Source organism: Mesorhizobium sp. GW821-FHT07A06 (genome assembly GCF_059419085.1).
In genome coordinates this window covers 83,499-106,666 of record NZ_JBWKRC010000006.1, presented here as the reverse complement: position 1 = coordinate 106,666, position 23,168 = coordinate 83,499, and the positions used below count along the sequence as shown (strand labels likewise).

Below are 23,168 nucleotides of genomic sequence, written 5' to 3'. Positions count from 1 at the left end.
TCGGCTTGTCTCGCGATCCGGCGGAGCCTTAGCCGACTCCGAACATCGTGTCGTAGAGCAGCTTGAAATTGAGCACGAGGATGATCGCGGCGACCACCCAGGCAAGGGCCGCCACGGCGCGCGGGATGGCGAGGCCGCCCATCTTCTTGCGGTCGGAGACGAACTGCACCAGCGGAATGACCGCGAAGGGCAGTTGCATGGACAGGATGACCTGGCTGAATACCAGCAGCTGGCCAGTGCCCTTTTCGCCGTAGAGCGCGGTGACGACCACCACCGGGATGATGGCGAGGCCGCGCGTCAGAAGCCGCCGGGCCCAGTTGGGGATGCGCAGGCGCAGGAACCCTTCCATGATGATCTGGCCGGCGAGCGTCGCCGTCACCGTCGAGTTGAGGCCGGAGGCAAGCAGCGCCACGGCGAACAGGATCGAGGCGATGCCCAAGCCCAGGAGCGGCGACAGCAACTCGAAGGCCTGGCCGATCTCCGCGACATCCTGGTGGCCCGTATTGTGGAAGGCGACAGCCGACACGATCAGGATGGCGGCGTTGACGAACAGCGCCAGCATCAGGGCGATGGTGGAATCCATCGTCGCCCATTTGACGGCGTCGCGCTTGCCTTTCTCCGTGCGCTCATAGGCCCGGGTCTGCACGATCGAGGAGTGCAAATAGAGATTGTGCGGCATGACGGTGGCGCCGATGATGCCGATCGCGATGTAGAGCATCGCCGGATTGGTGACGATCTCCGGTGACGGCACGAACATCGAATGCAGGATTGTGCCGGCCGGTGGGGCGGCGACGAAGATTTGGATGGCAAAGCAGCTGAAGATGATGATCAAAAGCGCGATGACGAAGGCTTCGAGATAGCGAAACCCCTTGTTCATCAGGAGCAGCACCAGGAAGGCGTCGAGCGCGGTGAGCATGGCGCCCCCGACCAGCGGAATGCCGAACAGCAGCTGCAATGCGATCGCCGTGCCGATGACTTCGGCGAGGTCACAGGCGATGATGGCGAGTTCGCAGGCGATCCACAGCACGAAATTGACCGGGCGCGGGTAATAGGCGCGGCAGGCCTGGGCGAGATCGCGGCCGGTGGCGATGCCGAGGCGTGCGGCCAGCGCCTGCAGCAGGATCGCCATCAGGTTGGACAGCATGATGACGAACAAAAGCGTGTAGCCGAACTGGGCGCCGCCGGCGAGGTCGGTCGCCCAGTTGCCGGGGTCCATATAGCCGACCGAAACCATGTAGCCGGGGCCCATGAAGGCGAACAGGCGGCGGAACCAGACGCCGGAACTCGGCACCGCGACCGAGGAATTGACCTCGCGCAGGCTGGGCTGGTCGTCCTCGTCCCGTCCGGCGAACCGCCATTCGGACCGGGTGGCTGTAATGTCTGATTCTGACATGGAAAGGCTTTCCGCGACTTCCGGGGATATCCGTAACCTATGCCATGGCTCAACATTATGCAACATGCTATATTTCATTGTCGGTGCTTTTTACCGGATGGTCCGAACAGCGTGTGCAGGCGCCAATCGGAAACGCCGGTTGCGCCTGTGGGGGAATGCAAATAAACGGCCTGAAGAATCAGAGCCCGTGCTATAAAAGCGCCGACGGCCAAACTCCCGAGGAGGAGCGCGCATTGGCGCTGAAGAACAGACCGGTTCCGCGCGAGCCATTGCCCGATGCCGATGTCCATTCGGAAGGGTTCAGGCAGACGCGCGAAGCGCGCCGCAGCGCGCTGGTCGAGGACTATGTCGAGCTGATCGCCGACCTGATCGAGGACGGCAACGAGGCGCGCCAGGTCGACATCGCCGCACGGCTCGGCGTCGCCCAGCCGACGGTGGCCAAGATGCTGACGCGACTGTGCGCCGACGGGCTCGTTTCGAGAAAACCCTATCGCGGTGTGTTCCTGACCGATGCCGGCCGCAAGGTCGCGGAAGAAAGCCGCATCCGCCACCAGACGGTGGAAGCTTTCCTGCGTTCATTGGGCGTCAGCGCCGAAACGGCGCGCATCGATGCCGAGGGCATCGAACACCATGTCAGCGCCGAGACGCTGGAAGCATTTCGCAAGGCCATGACCGCGCCGCGTTAGGCCGCTAAGCCGTTCTCGGACGGCCGCCGGAACCACCGCACCTTACGCACGTTGCTCCTGACATCGCGCTGATGTCGCAAGGGAGGAAGCAATGGGCGTTGAACAAGCACCGACCGCCAAGGGCAAGCAAGCCGCCAAAGGGTTGAAACAGGCGGCCGCGAAGGACGAGCGCAAGACCGAGGCGGAGACCGGCCGCCCGCTGAAAAAGGGCGCCGCGCGGTTCGAGGAGCGCTCGAAAAGCTCCGACGGCAAGAGCGCCGGCGCCAAGCAGAAGGGCTGAGGTCGGGTCGACGTCAAGGCGCCCGCCTGTTCACTCCCGCACATCCTGCACCCATCAAGTCTCGCACGCCCCCGGTTTGCGGGCAAGCTACAGGCCCTGCTGGCTCTCGGCCAGAGCACCATGCCGGCACCCCGGCGGTCTCGAAAAATACTGTGACTTGGCGCAACCATTGGGCTAATTGTTTGTTGGGTTGAGCCGGCCTGCCGGAGCAACGGAAAAGTTTGCAGCGCGAGGAGTTGCCATGCTCTGGAGAGGCCGTCGTCAGAGTGACAATATCGAGGACGACCGCAGCGACAGCGGCTCCGGCGGAGGATTGGGCGGCAGCCCCGGCCAGTTCCGCATTCCCATCGGCGGCAGTTCCGGCGGTGGCGGCATGTCGCTTTCGGGCCTCATCATCTTCGCGGTCGTGGCGTTGATCGCCTGGGGTGTCTTCGGCATCAATCCGCTGCAATTGCTCAACGGTGACGGCGGCGCCTTGCTGCCGGGCGGCGGCGGGCAGATATCGGACAACAGCGGCGGCCAGAACAGCGGCTCGGCGCCCGCCAATGACGAGATGAAGCAGTTCGTCGCGACCGTGCTCGCCGAGACGGAAGACACTTGGACCGGCATCTTCAAGTCACAGGGCCTGACCTATGAGGATCCCAAGCTGGTGCTGTTTTCCGGCCAGGTCCGCTCCGCCTGCGGCTTTGCGTCGGCGGCGGCCGGGCCGTTCTATTGTCCAGGGGACCACAAGGTCTATCTCGACATGACCTTTTTCCAGCAGCTCGACCAGCAGTTCGGCGCTTCCGGCGAGTTCGCCCGCGCCTATGTGGTCGCCCATGAGGTCGGCCACCACGTGCAGAACCTGACCGGCATCATGTCCAAGTTCAACCAGATGCGGCAGGGCATGAGCGAGGCCGATGCCAACCAGCTGTCGGTGCGCATCGAGCTGCAGGCCGACTGTTTCGCAGGCGTGTGGGCGCATTACACGGCCCAGAAGGGCATATTGGAGCAGGGCGACATCGAAAGCGCGCTGAACGCCGCCAAGCAGATCGGCGACGACACGCTGCAGAAGAAGATGCAGGGTTATGTGGTGCCGGAAAGCTTCAACCACGGCACCTCGCAGCAGCGGCAGACCTGGCTGGCGCGCGGCTACAAGAGCGGCAAGCTTTCAGACTGCAACACGATGAGCGGGCCTCTCTGAACACTCCTTTCCAGGCGCCGACCTGACGGCAAAGTCGCCGTCAGGGAGTGTCAGGAACGCGTATTCCTGCCTGTTCCCTCATTGTTCCTTTTCGCCGGCTCGCCTATAAGGTGCGTCCGCCCGTGCCCCCGGGGCGGCTGGAGGAGCTTGACCCATCATGATCGATCCCAAAACCGCCAGGCGGGGCCTCGCGCTGGTTTTCACCACGCTGCTGCTCGATATTATCGGGTTCGGCATCATCATGCCGGTGCTGCCGGCCTATTTGCAGGAATTGACCGGTGTCGGCGTCAGCGAGGCGGCCATCGAGGGCGGCTGGCTGTTCTTCGTCTACGCGGCCATGCAGTTCTTCTTCGCACCCATCATGGGCGGCCTGAGCGACCGCTTCGGGCGGCGGCCGATCCTGCTGGCCTCGGTGCTGACCTTTTCCATCGACAATCTGATCTGCGCTATCGCCTGGTCCTATCCGATGCTGTTCATCGGGCGTGTGCTGGCCGGCATTTCGGGCGCCAGCTATTCGACGACATCGGCCTTCATCGCCGACATCTCGAACGACGAGAACCGAGCAAAGAATTTCGGCCTGCTTGGCATCGCCTTCGGCGTCGGGTTCGTCATCGGACCGGTGCTGGGCGGATTGCTCGGCACGTTCGGACCGCGCGTGCCGTTCTATTTCGCCGCCGGGCTCGCCTTCGTGAATTTCCTGATCGCGATGGTCCTCCTGCCGGAAACGCTCGATGAAAAGCATCGCCGCCGCTTCGAATGGAAACGCGCCAACCCGGTCGGCACGCTTCTGCAGATGCGCCAATATCAAGGCATTGGCTGGATCGGGCTCGTCTTCTTCCTGATGACGCTCGGCCACATGATGTATCCGGCGGTGTGGTCTTTCGTATCCAACTACCGTTATGGCTGGAGCCAGCAGCAGATCGGCTTCTCGCTCGGCGCCTTCGGCCTGTGCGGCGCGATCGTCATGGCAACGGTGCTGCCGCGCGTGGTCACGAGGCTCGGTGAATGGAAGACGGCGGCAATCGGGCTGACCTTCACGGCGGCCAGCGCCTTCGGCTATGCCTTCGCCACGCAGGGCTGGATGGTCTACGCGGTGATCGTCGTGGGTTGCCTGGAGGCCTTGGCCGATCCGCCGTTGAGGAGCCTCGCCGCCGCCAAGGTGCCACCTTCCGCACAAGGCGAACTGCAGGGCGCGATGACCTCGATCTTCTCGATCACTTCCATCATCACGCCGCTGCTCTACACGGCGATCTTTTCCTGGTTCACGGGGCCTGGCGCGCCGGTGGCCTTCGGCGGGGCACCCTATCTGGTCGGTGCCTGCTTCCTGGTGCTGGCGCTCATCGTCTTCGTCACCAGGGTGGCGAGACCGGCCGTGGTCGGGACTATCACCGCCAACGTGGCGGAAGACGGAGCGCGGATATGAGCCGTGACAGCCGCATGGTGCTGACCAGGAACGGGGTGTCGCTGTCGCGATTGGTCTTCGGTGCCTGGCGCCTGCTCGACGGCGACGCCCGCCCTGATGCCGATCAGGTCGGAAGGCTGATCGGCGCCGCTGTCGATCTCGGCCTGACCAGTTTCGACCACGCCGATATCTACGGGAATTACGAGGTGGAGGCGGCCTTCGGCGCGGGGCTGTCGCGCTGGAAAGGCAAGCGCGAGGAGATCGAGCTGATCTCGAAATGCGACATCATGCTGGCCTCGGCCAACCGGCCGCGGAGCCGGCTGAAGCACTATGATACCAGCGCCGCCCACATAACCGCCTCGGTCGACCGCTCGCTCGGCAATCTCGGCACCGATTATCTCGACCTGTTGCTGTTGCATCGGCCGGATCCGCTGATGGATGCCGACGAGACGGCGGCGGCACTGGCCGGGTTGGTCAAGGCCGGCAAGGTGAGAGCGGTCGGCGTCTCGAATTTCACGCCATCACAGTTCGATCTGCTGGCCTCGCGGCTGCCGTTTGCCCTGGTCACCAACCAGATCGAGATGTCGGTGCTGAAGACATCCGCATTGACCGATGGCAGTCTCGACCACGCGCAGCGCCTGGGCTACGCGCCGATGATCTGGTCGCCGCTTGGCGGCGGCTCGCTGTTCACCGGCAAGGAAGCCCGGGAGGCTCGGGTGCGGGCAGCACTCGCGGCGGTTGCCGCCGAAGTCGGCGCCGGTGATCTCGCCACTGTTGCCATCGCCTGGCTGCTGCGCCATCCGGCCCGGCTGGTGCCGGTGTTGGGGTCGATGAAGCCGGAACGGCTGGCGGCCATGGTCAAGGCGCTGGAGATCAGCCTCGACCGCCAGCAATGGTTCGCCATACTGGAGGCGAGTGAAGGCCGGCCGGTGGCGTAAGGGTGGGGCATTTGCGGTGCAGGGCTGCGAGATGTTGGCGCTGCCCCTCATTGCCCTGCCGGGCATTTCTCCCCGTATAGTGACGGGGAGAAAGATGCAGCCAGCGCCGCTTTCGCAAATCGTCGACGTTGCAATAGGAGCGCTGAGGTGGCCACAGCTTCCTCTCCCCGTTCACGGGGAGAAGGTGCCGGCAGGCAGATGAGGGGCCGCGCTGACGGATCGAATTAAGCCCGCTCCGCCAGCAATTCCTCGCCGCGCTTTTGCCGGATCAGGTTGACGAAACGGCGGAACAGATAGTGCGAATCCTGCGGGCCCGGCGAGGCCTCGGGGTGGTGCTGGACCGAGAACACCGGCCGGCCGGTCAGCGCAATGCCGCAGTTCGAACCATCGAACAGCGAGACATGGGTTTCCTCGACACCCTCGGGCAGCGAGTCGGCATCGACGGCGAAGCCGTGATTCATCGACACGATCTCGACCTTGCCGGTGGTGTGGTCCTTGACCGGATGGTTGGCGCCATGATGGCCCTGATGCATCTTGGCGGTCCTGCCGCCGAGCGCCAGCGCCAGCATCTGGTGACCGAGGCAGATGCCGAACACCGGGATGTCGGTCTTCAGCAGATCCTGGATGACGGGCACGGCATAGTCGCCGGTGGCTTCCGGATCGCCAGGGCCGTTGGAGAGGAAGATGCCGTCGGGCCGCATGGCGAGGATTTCTTCGGCGCCTGTCTTGGCCGGCACCACGGTGACCTTGGCGCCGAGGCCGGCGAGCAGGCGCAAAATGTTGCGCTTGACGCCGTAGTCGATGGCCACGACGTGCAGCGACGGATCAGTCTGTTCGCCAAAACCTTCGTTCCACACCCAGGGCGTCTCGCGCCAGACCGAGGACTGGCCCGAGGTGACTTCCTTGGCGAGGTCGAGCCCGATCAGACCCGACCATGCGGCGGCGCGCTGCTTCAAATCGTCCAGGTCGAAGACGCCGTCCGGCGCATGCGCGATGACGGCGTTGGGCATGCCCTTTTCGCGGATCAGCGCGGTCAGCGCACGGGTGTCGATGCCCGACAGCGCCACGATGCCGCGCTTCTTCAGCCACTGGTCGAGATCGCCGGCGGCGCGGTAGTTGGACGGGTTGGTGACATCGGCCTTGAACACGGCGCCGACGGCGCCGGCGCGGGCGGCGGGGTTGAGATCCTCGATGTCCTCGCCATTGGTGCCGATGTTGCCGATGTGCGGGAAGGTGAAGGTGACGATCTGGCCGGCATAGGAGGGGTCGGTGAGGATTTCCTGATAGCCGGTGAGCGCGGTGTTGAAGCAGACTTCGGCGACGGCGGAGCCGGTGGCACCGAGGCCGCGGCCCTCGATGACGGTCCCGTCGGCCAGCACCAGAAGGGCGGTCGGCTTTTCGGTGGCCCAAGGTGGGGTCAGCGCGGGCGTCGTCTCGGCCATGGCGGCACTCCTATCAGGCTGCGCGCTGCAAAAGGCCCGGCGGGCCATCCGCGCAGCAAACGGCGCGGAGCGGCGAATTCGCGGCCTCCACGCATTCAAGCTTCAGTTCATGCAAGGCCCAGTACATAGGGGAAGGGGGCAGGGCGGTCAATGATCATGCGAAATGCCGCCATGATTTATTTCATCAAGCAATATCAGAGGCTTGGTCCACAATATCTGGGTTTGCCTTGGCTGGGCCCCGGCGCTATTGTCCGCGCCGACCGAAGGAGAAAACATCATGCGCGGAAAAATCGCCGAATCCCTGAAGAGCGCGATGAAGGCGCAGGACAAGCACAGGCTACCGACATTGCGGCTGATCCAGGCCGCCATCCACGATCGCGACATCGCCAATCGCGGTTCGGGCAAGGACCCCGCCAGCGACGAGGAAATCCTGCAGATCCTGGCCAAGATGGTGAAGCAGCGCGAGGAATCGGCCAAGGCGTTCGAAGACGGCAAGCGGCCGGAACTGGCGGCGCAGGAGCGCGGCGAGATGGAGATCATCCGCGGCTTCCTGCCGACCCAGCTCGATGATGCCGCGATCACCGCCGCGGCGCGCGAGGCGATTGCCGAGACCGGTGCCGCCAGCCAGAAGGACATGGGCAAGGTGATTGCCGCGCTGAAGCAGAAATATGCCGGCCAGATGGATTTCGGCAAGGCGAGTGGCATCGTCAAAGGGCTGCTGCAGTAGGGGCCTGCCGCTGGCCGAGGTTGCGACCGAGATTGTCTTCTTTCACCGCCAGAGCCGGACGGTTCTTTTCGCCGATCTCATCCGGCATTTCCGCCCTGGATGGTTCAAGGGCTGGCGGGCACTCGTTGCCCGGCTCGACCTGATGGTGGCCGCCAAGCCGTCCTGCCGGTTCACGGCCCCTTGCACATCGGCAGCGGCTGCACGGGTGGGGCGGGGTGATCCTTCTTGTACTGGGCGATCATCGGCTCGAGGGCTTTTCGCGGCCAGAATTTCGGCGCGCCGATTTCCTTAAGGCATGATGCGTTCCAATAGGGCGCCTCGCCGGATGGCGAATGGCCTTTGGCCGCCTGCGCGACGGCGGCGATGTCGCGCGATTCCGGATAGATGTAGAGTGTCGTCGGATTGTCCTTCACCATCGCGATGATCTGCCGCGCGTCCGCCGGCGACCAGCTGGTGCAGCCATTGCTGCGGCCGCCGGCATACTCGACCAGTTTGCCGAACGGCACCAGGCCATCATGGTCGGCATAGGAGCTGTTCGGGCTTTTGCGCATGCACATGGCGCGCAGCACCTGCGCCGCATGGCCGCCGATCACTCTTTGTCTCGCATTGTCGGCTTCGCCTTCGCCGTCGAACTGGATGAAGGTGCGCAGGAAGGCGGCATCCTGTTTCGCGCCGGTGCTGTAGAAGCCCTTGAAGGAGGTCTTCGCCTCGCGGGTGACATAGGCGCCGCCAGCGGTCAGCTCCGAATCCATGGCATTGCCGAAGTTCTTGGAACAGCGCCTGCCATTTGAAAAATCGGCCGTGCCTTTCAGATCTTTTCCGCCGCCGTGGCCTGACGCGATGGCGCGAAACGATTGGCTGGCCTCGCAGATGACATAGTACCGGCGCCCCAGCACGCCATTGCCGAGATCGCCGGGACGTGTAGCGTCCATGGCGAAGTAACAGGGATTCCTGACCGCGCCTTGCGCCACCTTTTTCAGGTAGAGCGCTCGCGCCCGCTCCAGCACCACGGCCGAGATCTGGCCGTCGCTGTCGCCGACATGGGCCTGCAGCCAGGCCGGAACACCTGATGGCTGCAATGCGGCGAAGGATCGGGCCGTCGCCGTCAAGGCAATGACCATGACAAGGAGGCTGAGGGTGACGACCACACCCAATGGGACAGATCTCAACCGCACCGGATCAATTCTCCTGCCGAAGCCATGCGAATCCTTGCGGCGTCATATCCGCAACCAATCATAAAATGTCCCGCGCCCATCGGCGAGACACATCTTGTTTAGCTTGCCCGCAGCGATCGTTTTGCGATCAGCCTGCGGATGACGCACTGCAGGGACGCCTGCCGCGCTCCCAGCCAAACTGGACAGGCCGGGAGGACGATCTATAATTACCGAGCGCAAAATAATTATGGATCGTCTGGAATGGATCCTCTCAGTGACATCATTGCTCTTTTGCAACCCAGCACGGCGATTTCCAAGCCCATCAAGGGGCGTGGCCGATGGGGCGTGCGTTACGCCGCCTATGATGCGCCTGGCTTTACAATAATCGTGGAGGGCACGTGCTGGATCGCCTTTGCGGGCCAGGATCCAGTCAAGTTCGAGAAGGGAGACTTCCTCCTGCTGCCTTCCACGCCGGCCTTCTCGCTCAGCAGCCATCCAGGCATCGACTGTGAGCTCCGGACGCCAATGGACGTTGCCGTCCAGCATGGCGAGCAAGATGGAGACCCGGATTTTGTCGCGCTCGGCGGAACGTTTCGAATCGAGCCGGTCAATGCCGCGCTTCTGCTCGCTCTGCTTCCGAGCGTCATCCACGTGCCGGGATCGCAGGGGCGTTCCTCCAGGCTTGGCAGGGTCATTAGCCTCATCATGGAGGAGTGCGAGAACGAAGATCCGGGCAAGGAAATGGTCTTGCAGCGATTGCTCGAGATTCTGCTCGTCGAAGCGCTGCGATGGCGTGGCATCGGTTCCGGCGCGGCCGGCCTGCTCGGCGGGATGCGGGATCCGGCGCTGGCGCGCGTGCTCCGCGCCATGCACGGGGATGTCCGGGCGGGTTGGACGGTCGCGGAGCTCGCCAGGATCGCGGGACTTTCGCGGTCGGCCTTCGCGGCTCGCTTCGTGGACGTGCTCGGTTGCGGCCCGATCGAGTACCTGGCCCGCTGGCGCATGGCGCTGGCGAAGGATGCTCTCATCCGAGGCTCGAAAACCCTGGACAAAATAGCCGGTGAGATCGGCTACGAGTCCGCCAGCGCCTTCAGCACTGCTTTCAGGAAACGGCTTGGTTGCTCACCGGGCAAGTTCGCCCGCGACGCCCGCGTGACCGCATAGGGCAGTGCCTCGCGCGGCGTAGCCTCTTCAAGGTCACTTGCTCGCCCGGTATGAGCCATTTTTGGACAGTTGGAAATAAAAATAGGACTATTGATTATGGATCGTCTGCGTTGGCAAGCCTACGAAAGGGGCATTGAAACCGACGGAGCCAAGCATGCAAACGATCCTCATCACCGGCTGTTCATCTGGCTATGGCCTCGAGACAGCCCGCCATTTTCTCGTCAACGGGTGGAACGTCATCGCCACCATGCGGACACCGCGGGAGGACATACTGCCGCGCTCGGAGCGCCTGAGGATCCTGCCGCTGGACGTCACCAGCGAGGCCAGTATCTCGGCGACCGTCAAAGCCGCGGGTCCGATCGATGTTCTCGTCAACAATGCAGGCATCGGCGTGGTCGGCGCCTTTGAAGCGACGACGATGTCGCACATCCGAAAGGTCTTCGAGACCAATACGCTTGGCGTGATGGCCATGGCGCAGGCCGTGATTCCGCAGATGCGCGAGCGCCGGTCCGGCGTGATCGTCAACGTCACCTCAAGCGCCACCCTCGCCGCAATGCCCTTGGCGGCCGCCTACACCGCCAGCAAGCAGGCCATCGAGGGCTTCACCGGATCGCTCGCGCACGAACTTGCCTATTTCGGTATCCGCGCAAAGCTGGTCGAGCCCGGATATGCGCCAACAACGCGTTTTTCGCATAATACTTCAGTGCGCATCGAAGACATGATCCCTGAAGCCTATGCCGATTTCGCGGCCCCGATCTTCGCGGCCTTCGCCCAGCCCGCGCTGACCACCAAGGAAAGCGACGTTGCCGAAGCTATCTGGGCCGCTGTCCACGACACTTCGGGCAAACTCCGTTTTCCGGCAGGCCAGGATGCGGTCGCCCTGGCAAACGCTGGCTGAAGTCTCCCGGGGTGCAACGATTGTCGTCCCGCCAATTCTACGTCCGTTCGGATTGAGCTATCATCCGATTCTGGCGTGGCCCACGCCTCCTCCCTCCACCGGGAAAGCATTCGTTCGTGCGGGGCACTCTCATCATCGAACCGACTGTTCGAGCACCAGGCATAAGGAGGGGTTGCGAAAACTGCTCGCACCAGGAGGTTTTTGAGATGATTTTATCCGCGCCTGTCTACCATCTGAAGCGTCAAGCCAGGCTGTTGTCGCGCGAGGCAAAAATCCCGCTCCACCAGGCGCTTGACCGGATTGCCGCGCAAGAGGGATTTGCCAGTTGGAGCCTGCTTGCGGCGAAGCTGTCCGAGACGGCGCCCGCCAGCAGGTTGTTCGCGCAACTCACACCTGGTGACCTGGTTCTGGTCGGCGCGCGGCCGGGCCATGGCAAGACGCTGATGAGCCTCGAACTGGCGGTCGAAGCGATGAAGTCGGGCCACCGCAGTGTGTTCTTCACGCTGGAATATACGCAACGCGATGTACTGGAGCGGCTCCGCGCCATCGGCGTCGAGCCGGCCCGGTTCGACCGGCTGTTCGAGTTCGACACTTCCGATGCCATCAGCGCCGGCTATATCGTCAGGGTGTTGGGGTCGGCGCCGCGTGGCACGCTGGCGGTCATCGATTACCTGCAACTGCTCGATCAGAAACGAGAGAATCCAGGCCTGATGGACCAGGTCCGCACGCTGAAGGCTTTCGCGCGCGATAGCGGCGTGATCCTGGTCTTCATCTCGCAGATCGACCGGTCCTACGATCCCGCGAAGAAGCCGGTCCCGGATATCAGTGATGTTCGCCTGCCCAACCCGCTTGATTTGTCCCTCTTCGACAAGGCCTGCTTCCTGAACGAGGGCGAGATCCGCTTCCAGGCGGCTTGAGCGCTCCAGCGGCCAAGGCTATCCCAGCGTCACTGGGAGAGCATGGATCATGGTCGAGATCGTCAAACCGGCGCTTGAACATCTGCCGTCCTACAAGGCCGCGCTTGAGCGCGGCTGGTCGCCGGACAATGTTCGGCCCGTGGAGGCAACGCGCGAGCAGCTCGCGGCGATAGAGCAGGCTCCGGTGGCCTTCCTGGCCAGCCTGGATGATCCTGAAGCCAGGGGCGGCCCGATCACCTTGCCCGATGGCACACAAGTGCCGCGCCTGCCGGGATTTCGCCGCTGGATCTGGGATGGCGAGGCGTCAGGCTCGATCGGCTTTCGCTGGCAGAAGGGAACGGCGATGCTGCCGTCGCATGTGCTTGGCCATATCGGCTATGCGGTGGTGCCCTGGAAGCAGCGGCGCGGCTACGCCACCGAGGCCCTGCGGCTGATGCTCGACGAGGCGAGGGCGGTCGGCCTTCCCTATGTCGAGATCACCGCCAAGCCGGGCAATCCGGCATCACACAAGGTGATCCTGGCCAATGGCGGCAAGCTCGTCGAGCGCTTCCTCGAGGACGCAGCCTATGGCGGGGTGGAGAGTCTGCGGTTCCGGATCGACTTGTAGGCCGCCTCGTCGCTACGCCTGACCGCGCAGCCAGTCGGCCAGCGATGCGCGATGCTTGCCGGCCCTGCCGGTGAAGGCTTCGGCCGACAGCATGGAGTTCAGCACGGCCTCCTGCGTGGCTTCCGCCGCCGCCCGAAAAAGGATGTCGATGCGCGCTTCGTTGAGCGCCAGCAGCGGTACGAGATCGCGGCTTTCATCGTGGTCGACCAGATTGCCGGTGCTGAAGGCAATGGCGATGTCGCCGCTCCCATGGCCCCAGAAGGAGCCAAGTGTCGCGATGCCTGCCCCGGCGCGGCGTGCTACTCTCTCGAGCTGGCGGTGTTCGAGCGGCACGTCGGTTGCCAGCACGACCATGATCGAACCGCGTTCGGCCTCGGCCGGCCGCCTGGGGTCGGGCCGGCGCCCATCGGGCAGAATGAGGTCGCCCGGCCTGCCGAAATTCGAGAGCACGAGAACACCAAGGTGATGTTCGCCGCCAAGCGCGATTCTCCTGGACGCCGAGCCGATGCCGCCCTTGAAGCCGAAGCAACTCATTCCCGTTCCGGCGCCGACATTGCCCTGTTCGACCGCGCCTTCACGAGCGTCCGCCAGTGCGGCAAGGGCGTGTTCTTCGGTCACGGCCAGGGCCTGGATGTCGTTCAGCGGACCGTCATTGCACTCGCCGACCACCGGATTGACGGTTCCGGTGGTGCGGCCGATATCCGGATTCTGGCGGATGGCGTCGCGGATCAGGGCCGTGGCGCAGGTGCCGACCGAGAGCGTGTTGGTCAAGAGAACAGGTGTTTCGATGGTGCCGAGTTCCTGCACCTGCGTCAGGCCGACCGTCTTGCCGAAACCATTGATGACATGGCTTGCCGCCGTCACCTTCTTGCGGAACAGATTTCCGCCATGCGGCAAGATCGCGGTCACGCCGGTGTTGATGTGCCCATCGCGCAGGGTGGAATGGCCGACCCGCACGCCGGGCACGTCGGTGATGGAATTCATTGCGCCCGCCGGCAAGGTGCCGCAGGTCAGGCCGAAGTCACCGACAGTCCTGATCATCCTTGCTCCTTACAAACGTCCCGCGTCGATGATCCGTTTCAGGAAGGCGCGGGTGCGTTCGCCCTGCGGGTTGCCGAAAATCCGCGAAGGCGGGCCTTCCTCATAGACCAGCCCTTCCTGCAGGAAACAGACCTTGTCGGCAACCTCGCGCGCAAATCCCATTTCGTGCGTCGCCAGCACCATGGTCATGCCCTTGGTCGCCAGGTCGCGCACGATGTCCAGGACTTCCGAGACGAGCTCGGGATCGAGCGCCGAGGTGATCTCGTCGAGCAGCAGGAGGGCAGGGTCCATCATCAGCGCGCGCACGATCGCCACACGCTGTTGCTGGCCGCCGGACAGGCGGTCAGGATATTCCCGTGCCTTGGCGGCGAGGCCGACCCGTTCGAGCAGCGCCATGCCCTTGTCTTCGGCCGCCTTGCGCGGCGTGCCCAGCACCTTGACCGGGCCGAGCGTGATGTTCTCGATGACGCTCATGTGCGGAAACAGGTTGTAGCTCTGGAAGACGATGCCGATCTCGCGCCGGAGCAGGTCGAGGTCGACGCCCGGACCGGTGACGCGGTCGCCATGCAGCCTGATCTCGCCGCCCTGGATGGGCTCGAGACAGTTGATGCAGCGCAGCAGCGTGGACTTGCCGCAACCCGAAGGGCCGATCAGGCAGACCACCTGGTGTTCCTCGATGTCCAGCGAAATGCCCTTCAGCACCTCGACCGCGCCATATCGCTTGTAGGCCTTGTCGATTTCGACCAATGCCATGGTGGTTACTCCCCGCTCGTCAGGATCCCGAGCGCATTTTGCGGCGGTCCCGCTCGATCAGCCGATCGACGAACCGGGCCTGCGGGATGGTGATGAGGATGAAGAGGAGCGCCACAGTCGTCACCGCCGACAGGTTGAAGTTATTGCTGGCGACGATCTTCGACTGGTTGAAGGCATCGATGGTGCCGATGATGGCGACCAGCGCGGTGTCTTTCTGCAGGCTGATGCAGTTGTTCATCAACGGCGGAATGATGCCGCGTACCGCCTGCGGAACGACCACATAGCGCATCGTCCTGAAATAGGAGAGGCCCAGCGAACGCGCCGCCGCGATCTGGCTCGGATGCACGCTTTCGATGCCGGCGCGATAGACTTCCGAGGTGTAGGCGCCGTAGGTCAGTGTGAGCGCGATGATCGCATAGGCGTTGGAGGACAGGTCCTTCAGGATGGGCAGTCCGGTCAGCGGCAGGCCGAAGCCGATGAGATAGATGGTGATGATGGCCGGCAGGCCGCGGAACAGGTCGCCATAGACGATCGCAAGCGTGCGGATCGGCCGGCCGGCCTTGCCGGGCAAGGTGCGGGCGATGGCGACGACCAGCGCCCAGACCAGGATGAGGATCGCGGAAAAGAAGAAGATCGAGATGTTGGTGCCGAATGCCTTGAGAATGGTCCAGGCCGACTTCCAGATCAGGTCGAGATCGAAGAACGTCCGGCTGACGGCGGCATCGTTGACCACCAGGAACCAGGCGAAGGCGCAGATGATCAGGAGCGCCACCGAATAGGAAAGGGCATTCCAGGATGCATCCGAGGATATGGACCCGAGTTCGCGGCCGGCATGCACATCATCCGAGGATGCCGCGCGCGCGGACAGCCTGACAGCGCGCCAGGCAATCCCGATGACCCATAGCGGCGGCACGCAGGCGAGTGCCGACATGATCTGGACAGGCACGTTCGGCCAGCCCTGCCGCAGTACATAGGCGGCGATGTGCAGGGACGTGCAGGCAATGGCGAGGAACGTCGCGACAGCCACGCCGAGCACGACCCAGGCCCGCCTGCCATGCGTGCGGACCTTGCTGCGAGCACGCCATTGGCTGGCGCGCTCGTTTCCCGATTCGGCTGTCGGTGTCGACATCAGTACTTCCAGGTCGGCACGCTGTCGGGGGAGAGGCCACCCCAGGACGGCAGCAGATAAGCGGCCTCCAGCTTCTTCAGCGTGCCGTCGTTCTTGAGGTCGGTCATGACCTTGTCGATGACCGCTCCGTTCGGCGAGCCCTTCGGATAGATGCCGGCGGTCGGCCGGTCGGTGGCGTATTTGCCGACGACGGCAAGCTTGCCGTTGGAATTCGCCACCTGGCCGAGCACGATGCCGAGATCGGTCATCACGGCGTCCACCTTGCCGGCGGCTGCCGCGGTGAACATCGAGGCCGTGTCGTCGAACACATCGACGCTCTTGGCCTTGAGGGTCTCTTGCGCGAACTGCACCAGCGTCGTGCCCGCCTGGACGCCGACGCGGCTGGTCTTGATGGTTTCTTCGGTGACCGTGTTGCCGGCCTTCACCGCCACGCCATTGTCCGACTGTATGTAAGGCACCGAGAAGTCGACGACCTTCTTGCGCGGTTCCGTCACCGAGATCAGCGCCAGCGCGATGTCGTAATCCTTGTTCTGGCCGGCGACGATGGAATCGAACGAGGCGTTGACCAGCTTCACCGTATCGAGGCCGAGCCGATGCGCGATGTTGACCGCCATGCAGAACTCGTAGCCGTCCTTGATCGTGTCGGGCGTATCGCCATTGAACTGGCCGACCGCCGGCAGATTGATGATGACGGTGAACTGGCCGGCAACCGCCGGAGTGATCTTGTCGGTGCCGCGCTCGCCGGTCACCTGGCAGTCGCCATAGCCCTGGGTCTCGGCCACGGCCGAGGTGGCGCAGGCCAATGTCAGGACGGAGGCGCATAATGCGTATTTCAAGGATTTCATTTTCAATTCCCCATTGTTGATTGTCGTTGCGGGTCTTCTCCTACTGAACCTGTGCAGGGCTCCCCAATGCCAGGTCCAGATAGGTCTTCTGCAGGAGCCGCGTGACCGGCCCGGACTTGCCGTCGCCGATCGCTCGTCCCGCAATTTCGATCACCGGGGTCACCAGGCTCGATGCGCTGGTGAGGAAGGCCTCGCGGGCGTTCTGCGCTTCTTCGACGGTGAAGCGTGACTGGTCGACGACCAGGTTCAACTGATCGGCCACCTTGATCACGGCACGGCGCGTGCAGCCCGGCAGGATGGCGCGCGAGTTGGCACGGGTGACGATGCGGTTGTCGGCGGTGACGATATAGGCGGTGGAGGAGGCGCCCTCGGTGACGAAGCCGTCCTCTACGAGCCAGGCCTCCTTGCAGCCGCGTTGAGAGGCGACATGCTTGGCCTGGACCTGCGCAAGCAGCATGGTGGTCTTGATATCGCGTCGTGCCCAGCGCTGGTCGTCGACGACGGCGACGCGGATACCGTCGCGCAATGCCGCCGTGTCGCTGATATCCCTGGCCTGGGTGAAGGCGAAGAAGGTCGGCTTGATGTCTTCGGCATAGCCGAAGTTGCGGTCGGCGATGCCACGGCTGATCTGCAGGTAGATGACACCTTCCCGCAGCTTGTTGCGGGCAATCAACTGGGTCTGGACTTCGACGATTGCTTCCTTCGAGAGCGGCATCGGGATTTCGAGTTCGCCAAGCGACCGTTCGAGCCTCGCCAGGTGGAGATCATTGTCGATCAGGCGTCCCTCGATGACCGCGGTCACCTCATAGATGCTGTCTCCGAACAGCAGCCCCCTGTCGAAGACCGAAATCCTCGCCTCGTGCTCGCTGACGAAACTGCCTTCCACATAGACTTCGCGCGCCACGATCATTCCCGTTTTGATGAAGTGGGCGGACGCTAGTGGCATCGCTGGACCGTGGCCAATGCCATGTTTCTTCGTGCTTATGCATTTTTTGCATGGGATTTGCGCGGCGTGAGGAAAGGCCGCTATACGGAGCTGCGCAAGACGCGGGAGACTGGATTGCATGGAACTGAAATGGCTGGAGGATTTCTGCTGCCTGGCCGGCTGCCTGAGTTTTTCCAGGGCTGCCTATTTGCGCGGCGTGACGCAGCCGGCCTTCAGCCGGCGCATCAAGCAGCTCGAAGGCTGGATGGGCGCCACCCTCGTCAACCGGGCGACCTTTCCCATAACGCTGACGGCGGAGGGCGCGCGCTTCCTGCCGATGGCCGAGGACGCCATACGCACTATGCATCGCAATCGCGATTCACTGCGCCCGCGCAACGAGGCGGAAAAGCACAGGGTGACGTTTTCGGCGCTGCACACGCTAACTGTCACCTTCCTGCCCGCATGGCTGGACGACATGCGCGCGCACCTGCCGCGCTTCAGTTCGCATGTCAGCCCGGACAAGGGCGGCATCGAGGAGAACATCGACACGCTGCTCGACGGCAATTGCGATTTCCTGCTGACCTATTTCCATCCCTCGGTGCCGTTCTTGCTCGACAGTTCGCGCTTTTCCTTCCTCGTGCTGGGTACGGAGAAGGTGAAGCCGGTGGCGGCGCCGCATCCGGAGGGACCGCTGCTCGACCATGCGCTGAGGACACACACGCCGCTGCCCTATATCGATTATGGCGACTTCTCGTTTTTCGGCATGGCGCTGAACAAGCTGTTCGCCAAGCGTGCGCCCTTCGTGCGCAACACAACGCATGAGAACACCATCTGCATCGGCCACAAGGCGATGGCGCTCGCCGGCTGGGGCGTGTCGTGGCTGCCGGAACGTCTGATCGCCGGCGAACTGGCCCAGGGAGCACTTGTGCCGGCGTCCGTCGATCCCGACTGGGAGCTGACCACCGAGATCCGCCTCTATCGCCACGCCGATGGCGCGCGCCCGATCGCCAACCGTTTCTGGGAAGCGGCGGCCAGCTCGGCCAGTGGCGTCACACGGTGAGGAAGCGCAGCGCGCGCAGCACCTCGAAATAATCGTCGGAGACGAAGCGCAAGGTGCGCTCGCGCGGATGCTCCGCTCCCGGATACCAGCTGGCGCGGTAGGCGTCGGTCGGATTGTTGAACTCGATCTCCACGTCGAAATGCCTGGGCAGATCGAGGCGGCACGCCGTCAGGTCACGCGACAGCGCCTTTTCCACCCCCTCGCGAATCCGGTCGATCGCTCGCGCCGGCGACATGGACAGCGCGGCGCGTCCGAAGCCTTCGCTCACCGCTACCGTGCCGATTTCCGGCACGAGCGCGCGGGCGTCATCGCATATGCCGCGATCGCCCGACAGAAACACTGGCGGGACGCCGAGCGGGGCCGCGGTATAGGCGTTGACGGTGAACTCCGAGGCGACCTCGCCATTGATGATCAGCCGCGAAATCCTGTCGTTCATGGTGTGGGCAAGCGGGTTCGCCTCGACGCCGGCCTTGGCGTGATAGCCGGTGAAAAGTGCCGCGTCGAAACTCTTGTCGAGGCCGAACATCATGACATGGGGGTGGCCGCTCCAGCCACGCACGATGCTGGCATGGTCGGGCAGTTTCGAAACAATGAGGTTGCGCCCGGTCTGGTGCGCGTCCTTGATCAGGATCTCTTTGGCGCCGGCGGCCTTGGCGCCTTCGCAGGCGGCGGCGACCTCGGCGGTCATCAGTTCGCGGAATTCCTGGTAATCCGGTCTTTCCTTCAGCGCCTCGTCCCAGTCCGCTATGCCGGCGGTACCCTCTATGTCGGCGCTGATAAACACTTTCATCCGTTGTCCCTGCCTTGCCGCTGTTCGATTCTTTTCCGCCGATTAACTCCTTTCGCCGCGAAAATGAATCTCCTCGCTGAAATCAAAGTCTCACTTGTGCTCGTCGGCGCAGAGCGCGTGGTCGGACAGCGCGCGGATGACGTAGCAGTCGCCGACCGTCTTGCCGTCGCAGCAAGAGGCGATGCGCTCCAGCTCGGTTTCCAGCCGCTTCAGCTGGGCGATCTTTTCGCGCACGGAAACCAGCTGCTCCTGCGCGATCTTGTCGGCATGGCCGCAAGGCTGCTCGGGATGGAAGCTGAGCTCGATCAGCGAACGGATGTCCTCGACGGCGAAGCCCAGGTCGCGGGCGTGGCGGATGAAGGCCAGCCGTTCCAGCTCCTGCCTGGAGTAGCGGCGCTGGTTGCCTTCCGAGCGTTCGGGCGCGGCGACCAGGCCCATCTGTTCGTAATAACGGATGGTCGGCACCTTGACCCCGGTGCGGCGCGAGAGATCACCGATCGAAAACATGCATTTTGCCTCTTGAAGCTCTAGTGACTAGAGCAATTACATTGGCTGACATCAAGGTGCAAGGTCCGGCGCGGCAGCCGGTGAAAGAGCAGACAGGTGATGTGATGACGGCTCTTCTAAAGCAGACACGGTTCAGGATCGGCGGCATGGATTGCGCCTCCTGCGCGGCCAAGATCGATACGGCGGTGCGCCGCCTCGACGGTGTGGCCGATGTCTCGGTTTCGGTGACCGGCGCCTCGATGACCGTCAGCCATGGCGGTCCGCTCAACGATGACAAGGTGCTGCGGCAGGTGGCGCGGCTGGGCTACGGCATCGTCAAGGCGGAGGCTCTTGCCGGCAGGCCAACGGCCAAGGCGCACGATCATGCCGCTCATGACCACGAAGGCCCTGACCATGAAGGCCCTGACCGTGAAGGCCATGACCATGAAGGTCACGGACACGAAGGCCACGACCATGTCGGCGGCCAACAAATCACCAAGGAGGCCGCGGGGTCATCCCATCTCCACAGCCATGCCGAGCCTGGGCAGGCGTGGTGGCGCGGCCGTCGCGCGGCGCTGACGCTGGCCTGCGCGGCAGCGCTTCTGGCCGCCTATGGCATCGGTCATCTGTATCCCGCGACCGAGCGCTGGGTCTTCCTGGCCGCCTTGCTGGTCGGTCTCGTTCCGATCGCGCGGCGTGCGCTGATGGCGGCACTCGCCGGCACGCCGTTCTCGATCGAGATGCTGATGACCATCGCCGCTGTTGGGGCCGTGATGATCGGCGCCACGGAAGAAGCGGCAGCCGTCGTGGTGCTGTTCCTGATCGGGGAGCTTCTCGAGGGTGTCGCCGCCGGCCGTGCGCGGGCCAGCATCCAGGGCCTTGCCGATCTGGTGCCGAAGACGGCGCTGGTCGAGCGGGGAGGCGGCACGGTTGAGGTTCTCGCCGAAGACCTTGCGGTCGGCGACGTCATCACGGTGCGGCCGGGCGACCGCATCCCGGCCGATGGCGAGATCACGGAGGGTTCGAGCGACATTGACGAGGCGCCCGTGACCGGCGAGAGCACGCCGAAGCGCAAGAGCGTTGGAGAGCCTGTGTTCGCCGGCACGATCAACAGCGACGGCGTGCTGAAGGTGCGGGTGACAGCGGCCGCTTCCGACAACACCATCGCCCGCGTGGTGCGGCTGGTGGAGGAAGCGCAGGAGGCCAAGGCGCCGACCGAGCGCTTCATCGACCGCTTTTCACGATACTATACGCCCGGTGTGCTGGCAGTCGGCACGCTGGTGGCAGTGCTGCCGCCGCTTGTCGCCGGCGGCGACTGGAACCAATGGATCTACAAGGGCCTGGCGATCCTTTTGATCGGCTGTCCCTGCGCTCTGGTCATCTCGACGCCGGCGGCAATCGCGGCGGGTCTGGCGACAGGCGCCCGGCGCGGGCTGCTGATGAAGGGCGGTGCGGTCCTGGAGCGCTTTCGCCGGATCACCGCGGTCGCCTTCGACAAGACCGGCACGCTGACCGGGGGCAAGCCTGTGGTGACCGACATCGTGGCCTATGGCCGCGACGAACGCAGCGTACTGGCGTTGGCGGCGGCACTCGAGCAGGGCTCCAGCCATCCGCTGGCGGTGGCGATCCTGGACAGGGCAAAGGCGGACAAGGCACCGGTGCCGCCGGCGCTCTCGGCCAAGGCGATCTCCGGCAAGGGAGTCGAGGGCAGCGTCGGCGGCGTCTCCATCTTCCTCGGTTCGGGCCCGGCGGCGGACGAACGCACTGACATGACGCAAGCGCAGCGCCTTGCCATCGACAGCCTCAACGGCCAGGGCAAGACCGTGTCTGTGCTGGTGGCCGATGGTGTGCTGGCCGGGCTGATCGCCATGCGTGACGAGCCGCGGCCGGACGCGGCGGCGGGCATCGCGGCGCTGAAGGCCGAGGGTATCCGCGCGGTGATGCTGACCGGCGACAATCGCCGCACCGCGGAAGCCATCGCCGCCTCGCTCGGCATCGAGGCGCGGGCGGAACTGCTGCCGCAGGACAAGCAGCGGATGATCGGCGAGTTGCAGCGCGAAGGGCTGACGGTGGCCAAGGTCGGTGACGGCATCAACGACGCGCCGGCGCTCGCCGCCGCCGACATCGGCATCGCCATGGGCGGCGGCACCGATGTGGCGCTGGAAACGGCGGATGCGGCGATCCTGCATGGCCGCGTCACGGACGTTGTCCGGATGGTGCGGCTGTCGCGTGCGGTGATGGCCAATATCGGCCAGAATATCACCGTGGCGCTGGGGCTGAAGGCGGTCTTCCTGGTCACGACCATCCTGGGCATCACCGGCCTCTGGCCGGCGATCCTGGCCGACACCGGCGCCACGGTGCTGGTCACCGCCAACGCCATGCGCCTCTTGCGCTGGCGCGGGTGACCGCACGCTACCGTTTGGGTCAGGGGTCGATATCCATGGCGAGTGCCACGTCCTTCCGGTTCTCCAACTCCGCAAGCCTGCCCTGGAGCGCGCTATGGATCGAGGCGTAGGCGGTGGCGCCGAAGGTCAATCGTCGAGGCGCGGGATCCTGCTCCACCGAGGCGATCATCGCCTCGACCATCTTGCAGGGATCGCCCTTGATGTCGAACGAACCCTCGGAAAAAGCCCGGCGTAAGTCCGCGACCGGGGTGTTCTCGTAGGCATCCGTGGACCCGGAACTGACCAGGCTGGCACCGAAGTTCGTGCGTGTCGGCCCGGGCTCGACCAGCGTCAGCCCGATGCCGAACGGCTCAACTTCCTGGCGAACGGATTCGACGAAGCCTTCGATGCCCCATTTGGTGGCGTGATAGAGGCTGAAGCCGGGATAGGCCATCTGTCCGCCCTCCGAGGAGAATTGCAGGATGCGGCCGCCCTGCTGTTTCCTCAGATGCGGCAGTGCTGCCCGGATCAGCTGGATCGAGCCGATGAGGTTTGTGTCGATCAGGTCGCGGATCTGGCCGTCTTCCAGTTCCTCGGCGGCGCCGAAGAGGCCATAGCCGGCGTTGCTGACGATGACATCGATGCGTCCCAGTTCGCCAAAGGCCCTGCCGATCGTCGCCCGGATAGCATCGGTGTCGGTTATTTCGAGCGACGCGATCCAGAGCCGATCGCCATGTTGCGTCTTCAAATCGGCGAGCGTCCGTGGCTTTCGTACAGTCGCGGCGACACGGTCGCCACGGGCCAGAAGCCTTTCTGTCAAAAGTCGCCCGAAACCGGATGAGGTGCCGGTGATGAACCATGTCCTGGTCATGGAAAATGTCCTCTCATGTTGACTTCAGCCAAGACTACTCGATCCAATTCATGATACTATCCGTTCAATTTGATATAGCCTGATGAAGATTTC

At 64.0% G+C, this 23,168-nt stretch carries 23 protein-coding genes; 12 read left to right on the top strand and 11 right to left on the bottom strand.

Annotated elements, in window-relative coordinates:
* Positions 1–28: 28 nt before the first annotated feature.
* Positions 29–1,393 carry an Nramp family divalent metal transporter gene (locus AC07SZ_RS20435; protein ID WP_494915624.1) on the bottom strand — a complete coding sequence of 455 codons (1,365 nt, stop codon included), beginning with the start codon at positions 1,391–1,393 and terminating at the stop codon, positions 29–31.
* 233 nt (positions 1,394–1,626) lie between these two features.
* On the opposite strand from AC07SZ_RS20435, the gene mntR reads away from it, so the two are divergent.
* The 5 genes from mntR to AC07SZ_RS20410 all read left to right on the top strand — a co-directional run bounded on the left by mntR (position 1,627) and on the right by AC07SZ_RS20410 (position 5,882).
* A complete protein-coding gene (gene mntR, locus AC07SZ_RS20430) occupies positions 1,627–2,079 on the top strand; it encodes a manganese-binding transcriptional regulator MntR (protein ID WP_056578997.1) in 453 nt (150 codons plus the stop codon).
* Positions 2,080–2,170: 91 nt separating this feature from the next.
* Positions 2,171–2,359: a hypothetical protein gene (locus AC07SZ_RS20425; protein WP_056578647.1), complete on the top strand. Its 189-nt coding sequence runs from the start codon at positions 2,171–2,173 to the stop codon at positions 2,357–2,359.
* 241 nt (positions 2,360–2,600) lie between these two features.
* Entirely contained in the window at positions 2,601–3,542 is a 942-nt protein-coding gene (gene ypfJ / locus AC07SZ_RS20420; RefSeq protein ID WP_494915623.1) for a KPN_02809 family neutral zinc metallopeptidase, read from the top strand.
* Positions 3,543–3,699: 157 nt separating this feature from the next.
* Positions 3,700–4,965 carry a TCR/Tet family MFS transporter gene (locus AC07SZ_RS20415; RefSeq protein ID WP_494915621.1) on the top strand — a complete coding sequence of 422 codons (1,266 nt, stop codon included), beginning with the start codon at positions 3,700–3,702 and terminating at the stop codon, positions 4,963–4,965.
* Positions 4,962–5,882, top strand: coding sequence for an aldo/keto reductase (locus AC07SZ_RS20410; RefSeq protein WP_172372465.1), 921 nt, complete (start codon positions 4,962–4,964; stop codon positions 5,880–5,882). Before AC07SZ_RS20415 ends, AC07SZ_RS20410 begins: the two co-directional genes overlap by 4 nt.
* Positions 5,883–6,106: 224 nt before the next feature.
* On the opposite strand, the gene carA is transcribed toward AC07SZ_RS20410, so the two are convergent.
* Positions 6,107–7,324: a glutamine-hydrolyzing carbamoyl-phosphate synthase small subunit gene (gene carA, locus AC07SZ_RS20405; RefSeq protein WP_172372476.1), complete on the bottom strand. Its 1,218-nt coding sequence runs from the start codon at positions 7,322–7,324 to the stop codon at positions 6,107–6,109.
* A gap of 277 nt (positions 7,325–7,601) precedes the next feature.
* On the opposite strand from carA, the gene AC07SZ_RS20400 reads away from it, so the two are divergent.
* A complete protein-coding gene (locus AC07SZ_RS20400; RefSeq protein ID WP_056578994.1) occupies positions 7,602–8,051 on the top strand; it encodes a GatB/YqeY domain-containing protein in 450 nt (149 codons plus the stop codon).
* 170 nt (positions 8,052–8,221) lie between these two features.
* Here AC07SZ_RS20400 and AC07SZ_RS20395 read toward each other — a convergent pair whose 3' ends face one another.
* The gene (locus tag AC07SZ_RS20395) at positions 8,222–9,226 is read right to left on the bottom strand and encodes a hypothetical protein (RefSeq protein ID WP_494915620.1); all 1,005 of its coding nucleotides are present in this window, start codon (positions 9,224–9,226) and stop codon (positions 8,222–8,224) included.
* 240 nt (positions 9,227–9,466) lie between these two features.
* Here AC07SZ_RS20395 and AC07SZ_RS20390 point away from each other — a divergent pair, with 240 nt between their 5' ends.
* From AC07SZ_RS20390 to AC07SZ_RS20375, 4 genes are all read left to right on the top strand, one after another.
* Positions 9,467–10,369 (top strand): AraC family transcriptional regulator, encoded by a 903-nt coding sequence (locus AC07SZ_RS20390; protein ID WP_494915619.1) that lies wholly within the window; start codon positions 9,467–9,469, stop codon positions 10,367–10,369.
* Positions 10,370–10,523: 154 nt separating this feature from the next.
* Positions 10,524–11,267, top strand: coding sequence for an SDR family oxidoreductase (locus AC07SZ_RS20385; RefSeq protein ID WP_494915617.1), 744 nt, complete (start codon positions 10,524–10,526; stop codon positions 11,265–11,267).
* A gap of 206 nt (positions 11,268–11,473) precedes the next feature.
* Entirely contained in the window at positions 11,474–12,184 is a 711-nt protein-coding gene (locus AC07SZ_RS20380; RefSeq protein ID WP_494915615.1) for a DNA helicase, read from the top strand.
* Positions 12,185–12,233: 49 nt separating this feature from the next.
* Complete coding sequence (locus AC07SZ_RS20375; RefSeq protein WP_056578619.1) at positions 12,234–12,791, top strand: GNAT family N-acetyltransferase; 558 nt, start codon at positions 12,234–12,236, stop codon at positions 12,789–12,791.
* A gap of 12 nt (positions 12,792–12,803) precedes the next feature.
* Here AC07SZ_RS20375 and AC07SZ_RS20370 read toward each other — a convergent pair whose 3' ends face one another.
* From AC07SZ_RS20370 to AC07SZ_RS20350, 5 genes are read right to left on the bottom strand one after another with little or no spacing between them, the layout of a single operon-like run.
* Positions 12,804–13,832 (bottom strand): DmpA family aminopeptidase, encoded by a 1,029-nt coding sequence (locus AC07SZ_RS20370; RefSeq protein ID WP_172372483.1) that lies wholly within the window; start codon positions 13,830–13,832, stop codon positions 12,804–12,806.
* Between the two features lie 9 nt (positions 13,833–13,841).
* Positions 13,842–14,585: an amino acid ABC transporter ATP-binding protein gene (locus AC07SZ_RS20365; RefSeq protein WP_056578613.1), complete on the bottom strand. Its 744-nt coding sequence runs from the start codon at positions 14,583–14,585 to the stop codon at positions 13,842–13,844.
* Between the two features lie 19 nt (positions 14,586–14,604).
* Positions 14,605–15,714, bottom strand: coding sequence for an amino acid ABC transporter permease (locus tag AC07SZ_RS20360; RefSeq protein ID WP_494915614.1), 1,110 nt, complete (start codon positions 15,712–15,714; stop codon positions 14,605–14,607).
* Positions 15,714–16,559, bottom strand: coding sequence for an ABC transporter substrate-binding protein (locus AC07SZ_RS20355; RefSeq protein WP_172372487.1), 846 nt, complete (start codon positions 16,557–16,559; stop codon positions 15,714–15,716). The genes AC07SZ_RS20360 and AC07SZ_RS20355 overlap by 1 nt, the downstream gene beginning before the upstream one ends.
* 40 nt (positions 16,560–16,599) lie before the next feature.
* The gene (locus tag AC07SZ_RS20350) at positions 16,600–17,463 is read right to left on the bottom strand and encodes a D-amino-acid transaminase (RefSeq protein ID WP_056578991.1); all 864 of its coding nucleotides are present in this window, start codon (positions 17,461–17,463) and stop codon (positions 16,600–16,602) included.
* Positions 17,464–17,623: 160 nt separating this feature from the next.
* Here AC07SZ_RS20350 and AC07SZ_RS20345 point away from each other — a divergent pair, with 160 nt between their 5' ends.
* Positions 17,624–18,544 (top strand): LysR family transcriptional regulator, encoded by a 921-nt coding sequence (locus tag AC07SZ_RS20345; protein WP_056578604.1) that lies wholly within the window; start codon positions 17,624–17,626, stop codon positions 18,542–18,544.
* On the opposite strand, the gene AC07SZ_RS20340 is transcribed toward AC07SZ_RS20345, so the two are convergent.
* Positions 18,534–19,334, bottom strand: a complete 801-nt coding sequence (locus AC07SZ_RS20340) for a M55 family metallopeptidase (RefSeq protein WP_494915611.1) — start codon at positions 19,332–19,334, stop codon at positions 18,534–18,536. The two genes, AC07SZ_RS20345 and AC07SZ_RS20340, sit on opposite strands and share 11 nt — an antisense overlap.
* A 90-nt stretch (positions 19,335–19,424) precedes the next feature.
* Positions 19,425–19,841, bottom strand: coding sequence for a MerR family transcriptional regulator (locus tag AC07SZ_RS20335; protein WP_056578599.1), 417 nt, complete (start codon positions 19,839–19,841; stop codon positions 19,425–19,427).
* Positions 19,842–19,945: 104 nt separating this feature from the next.
* Here AC07SZ_RS20335 and AC07SZ_RS20330 point away from each other — a divergent pair, with 104 nt between their 5' ends.
* Positions 19,946–22,225 (top strand): heavy metal translocating P-type ATPase, encoded by a 2,280-nt coding sequence (locus tag AC07SZ_RS20330; RefSeq protein ID WP_494915779.1) that lies wholly within the window; start codon positions 19,946–19,948, stop codon positions 22,223–22,225.
* 19 nt (positions 22,226–22,244) lie between these two features.
* On the opposite strand, the gene AC07SZ_RS20325 is transcribed toward AC07SZ_RS20330, so the two are convergent.
* Positions 22,245–23,075, bottom strand: coding sequence for an SDR family oxidoreductase (locus AC07SZ_RS20325; RefSeq protein ID WP_494915609.1), 831 nt, complete (start codon positions 23,073–23,075; stop codon positions 22,245–22,247).
* Positions 23,076–23,168: the final 93 nt, after the last annotated feature.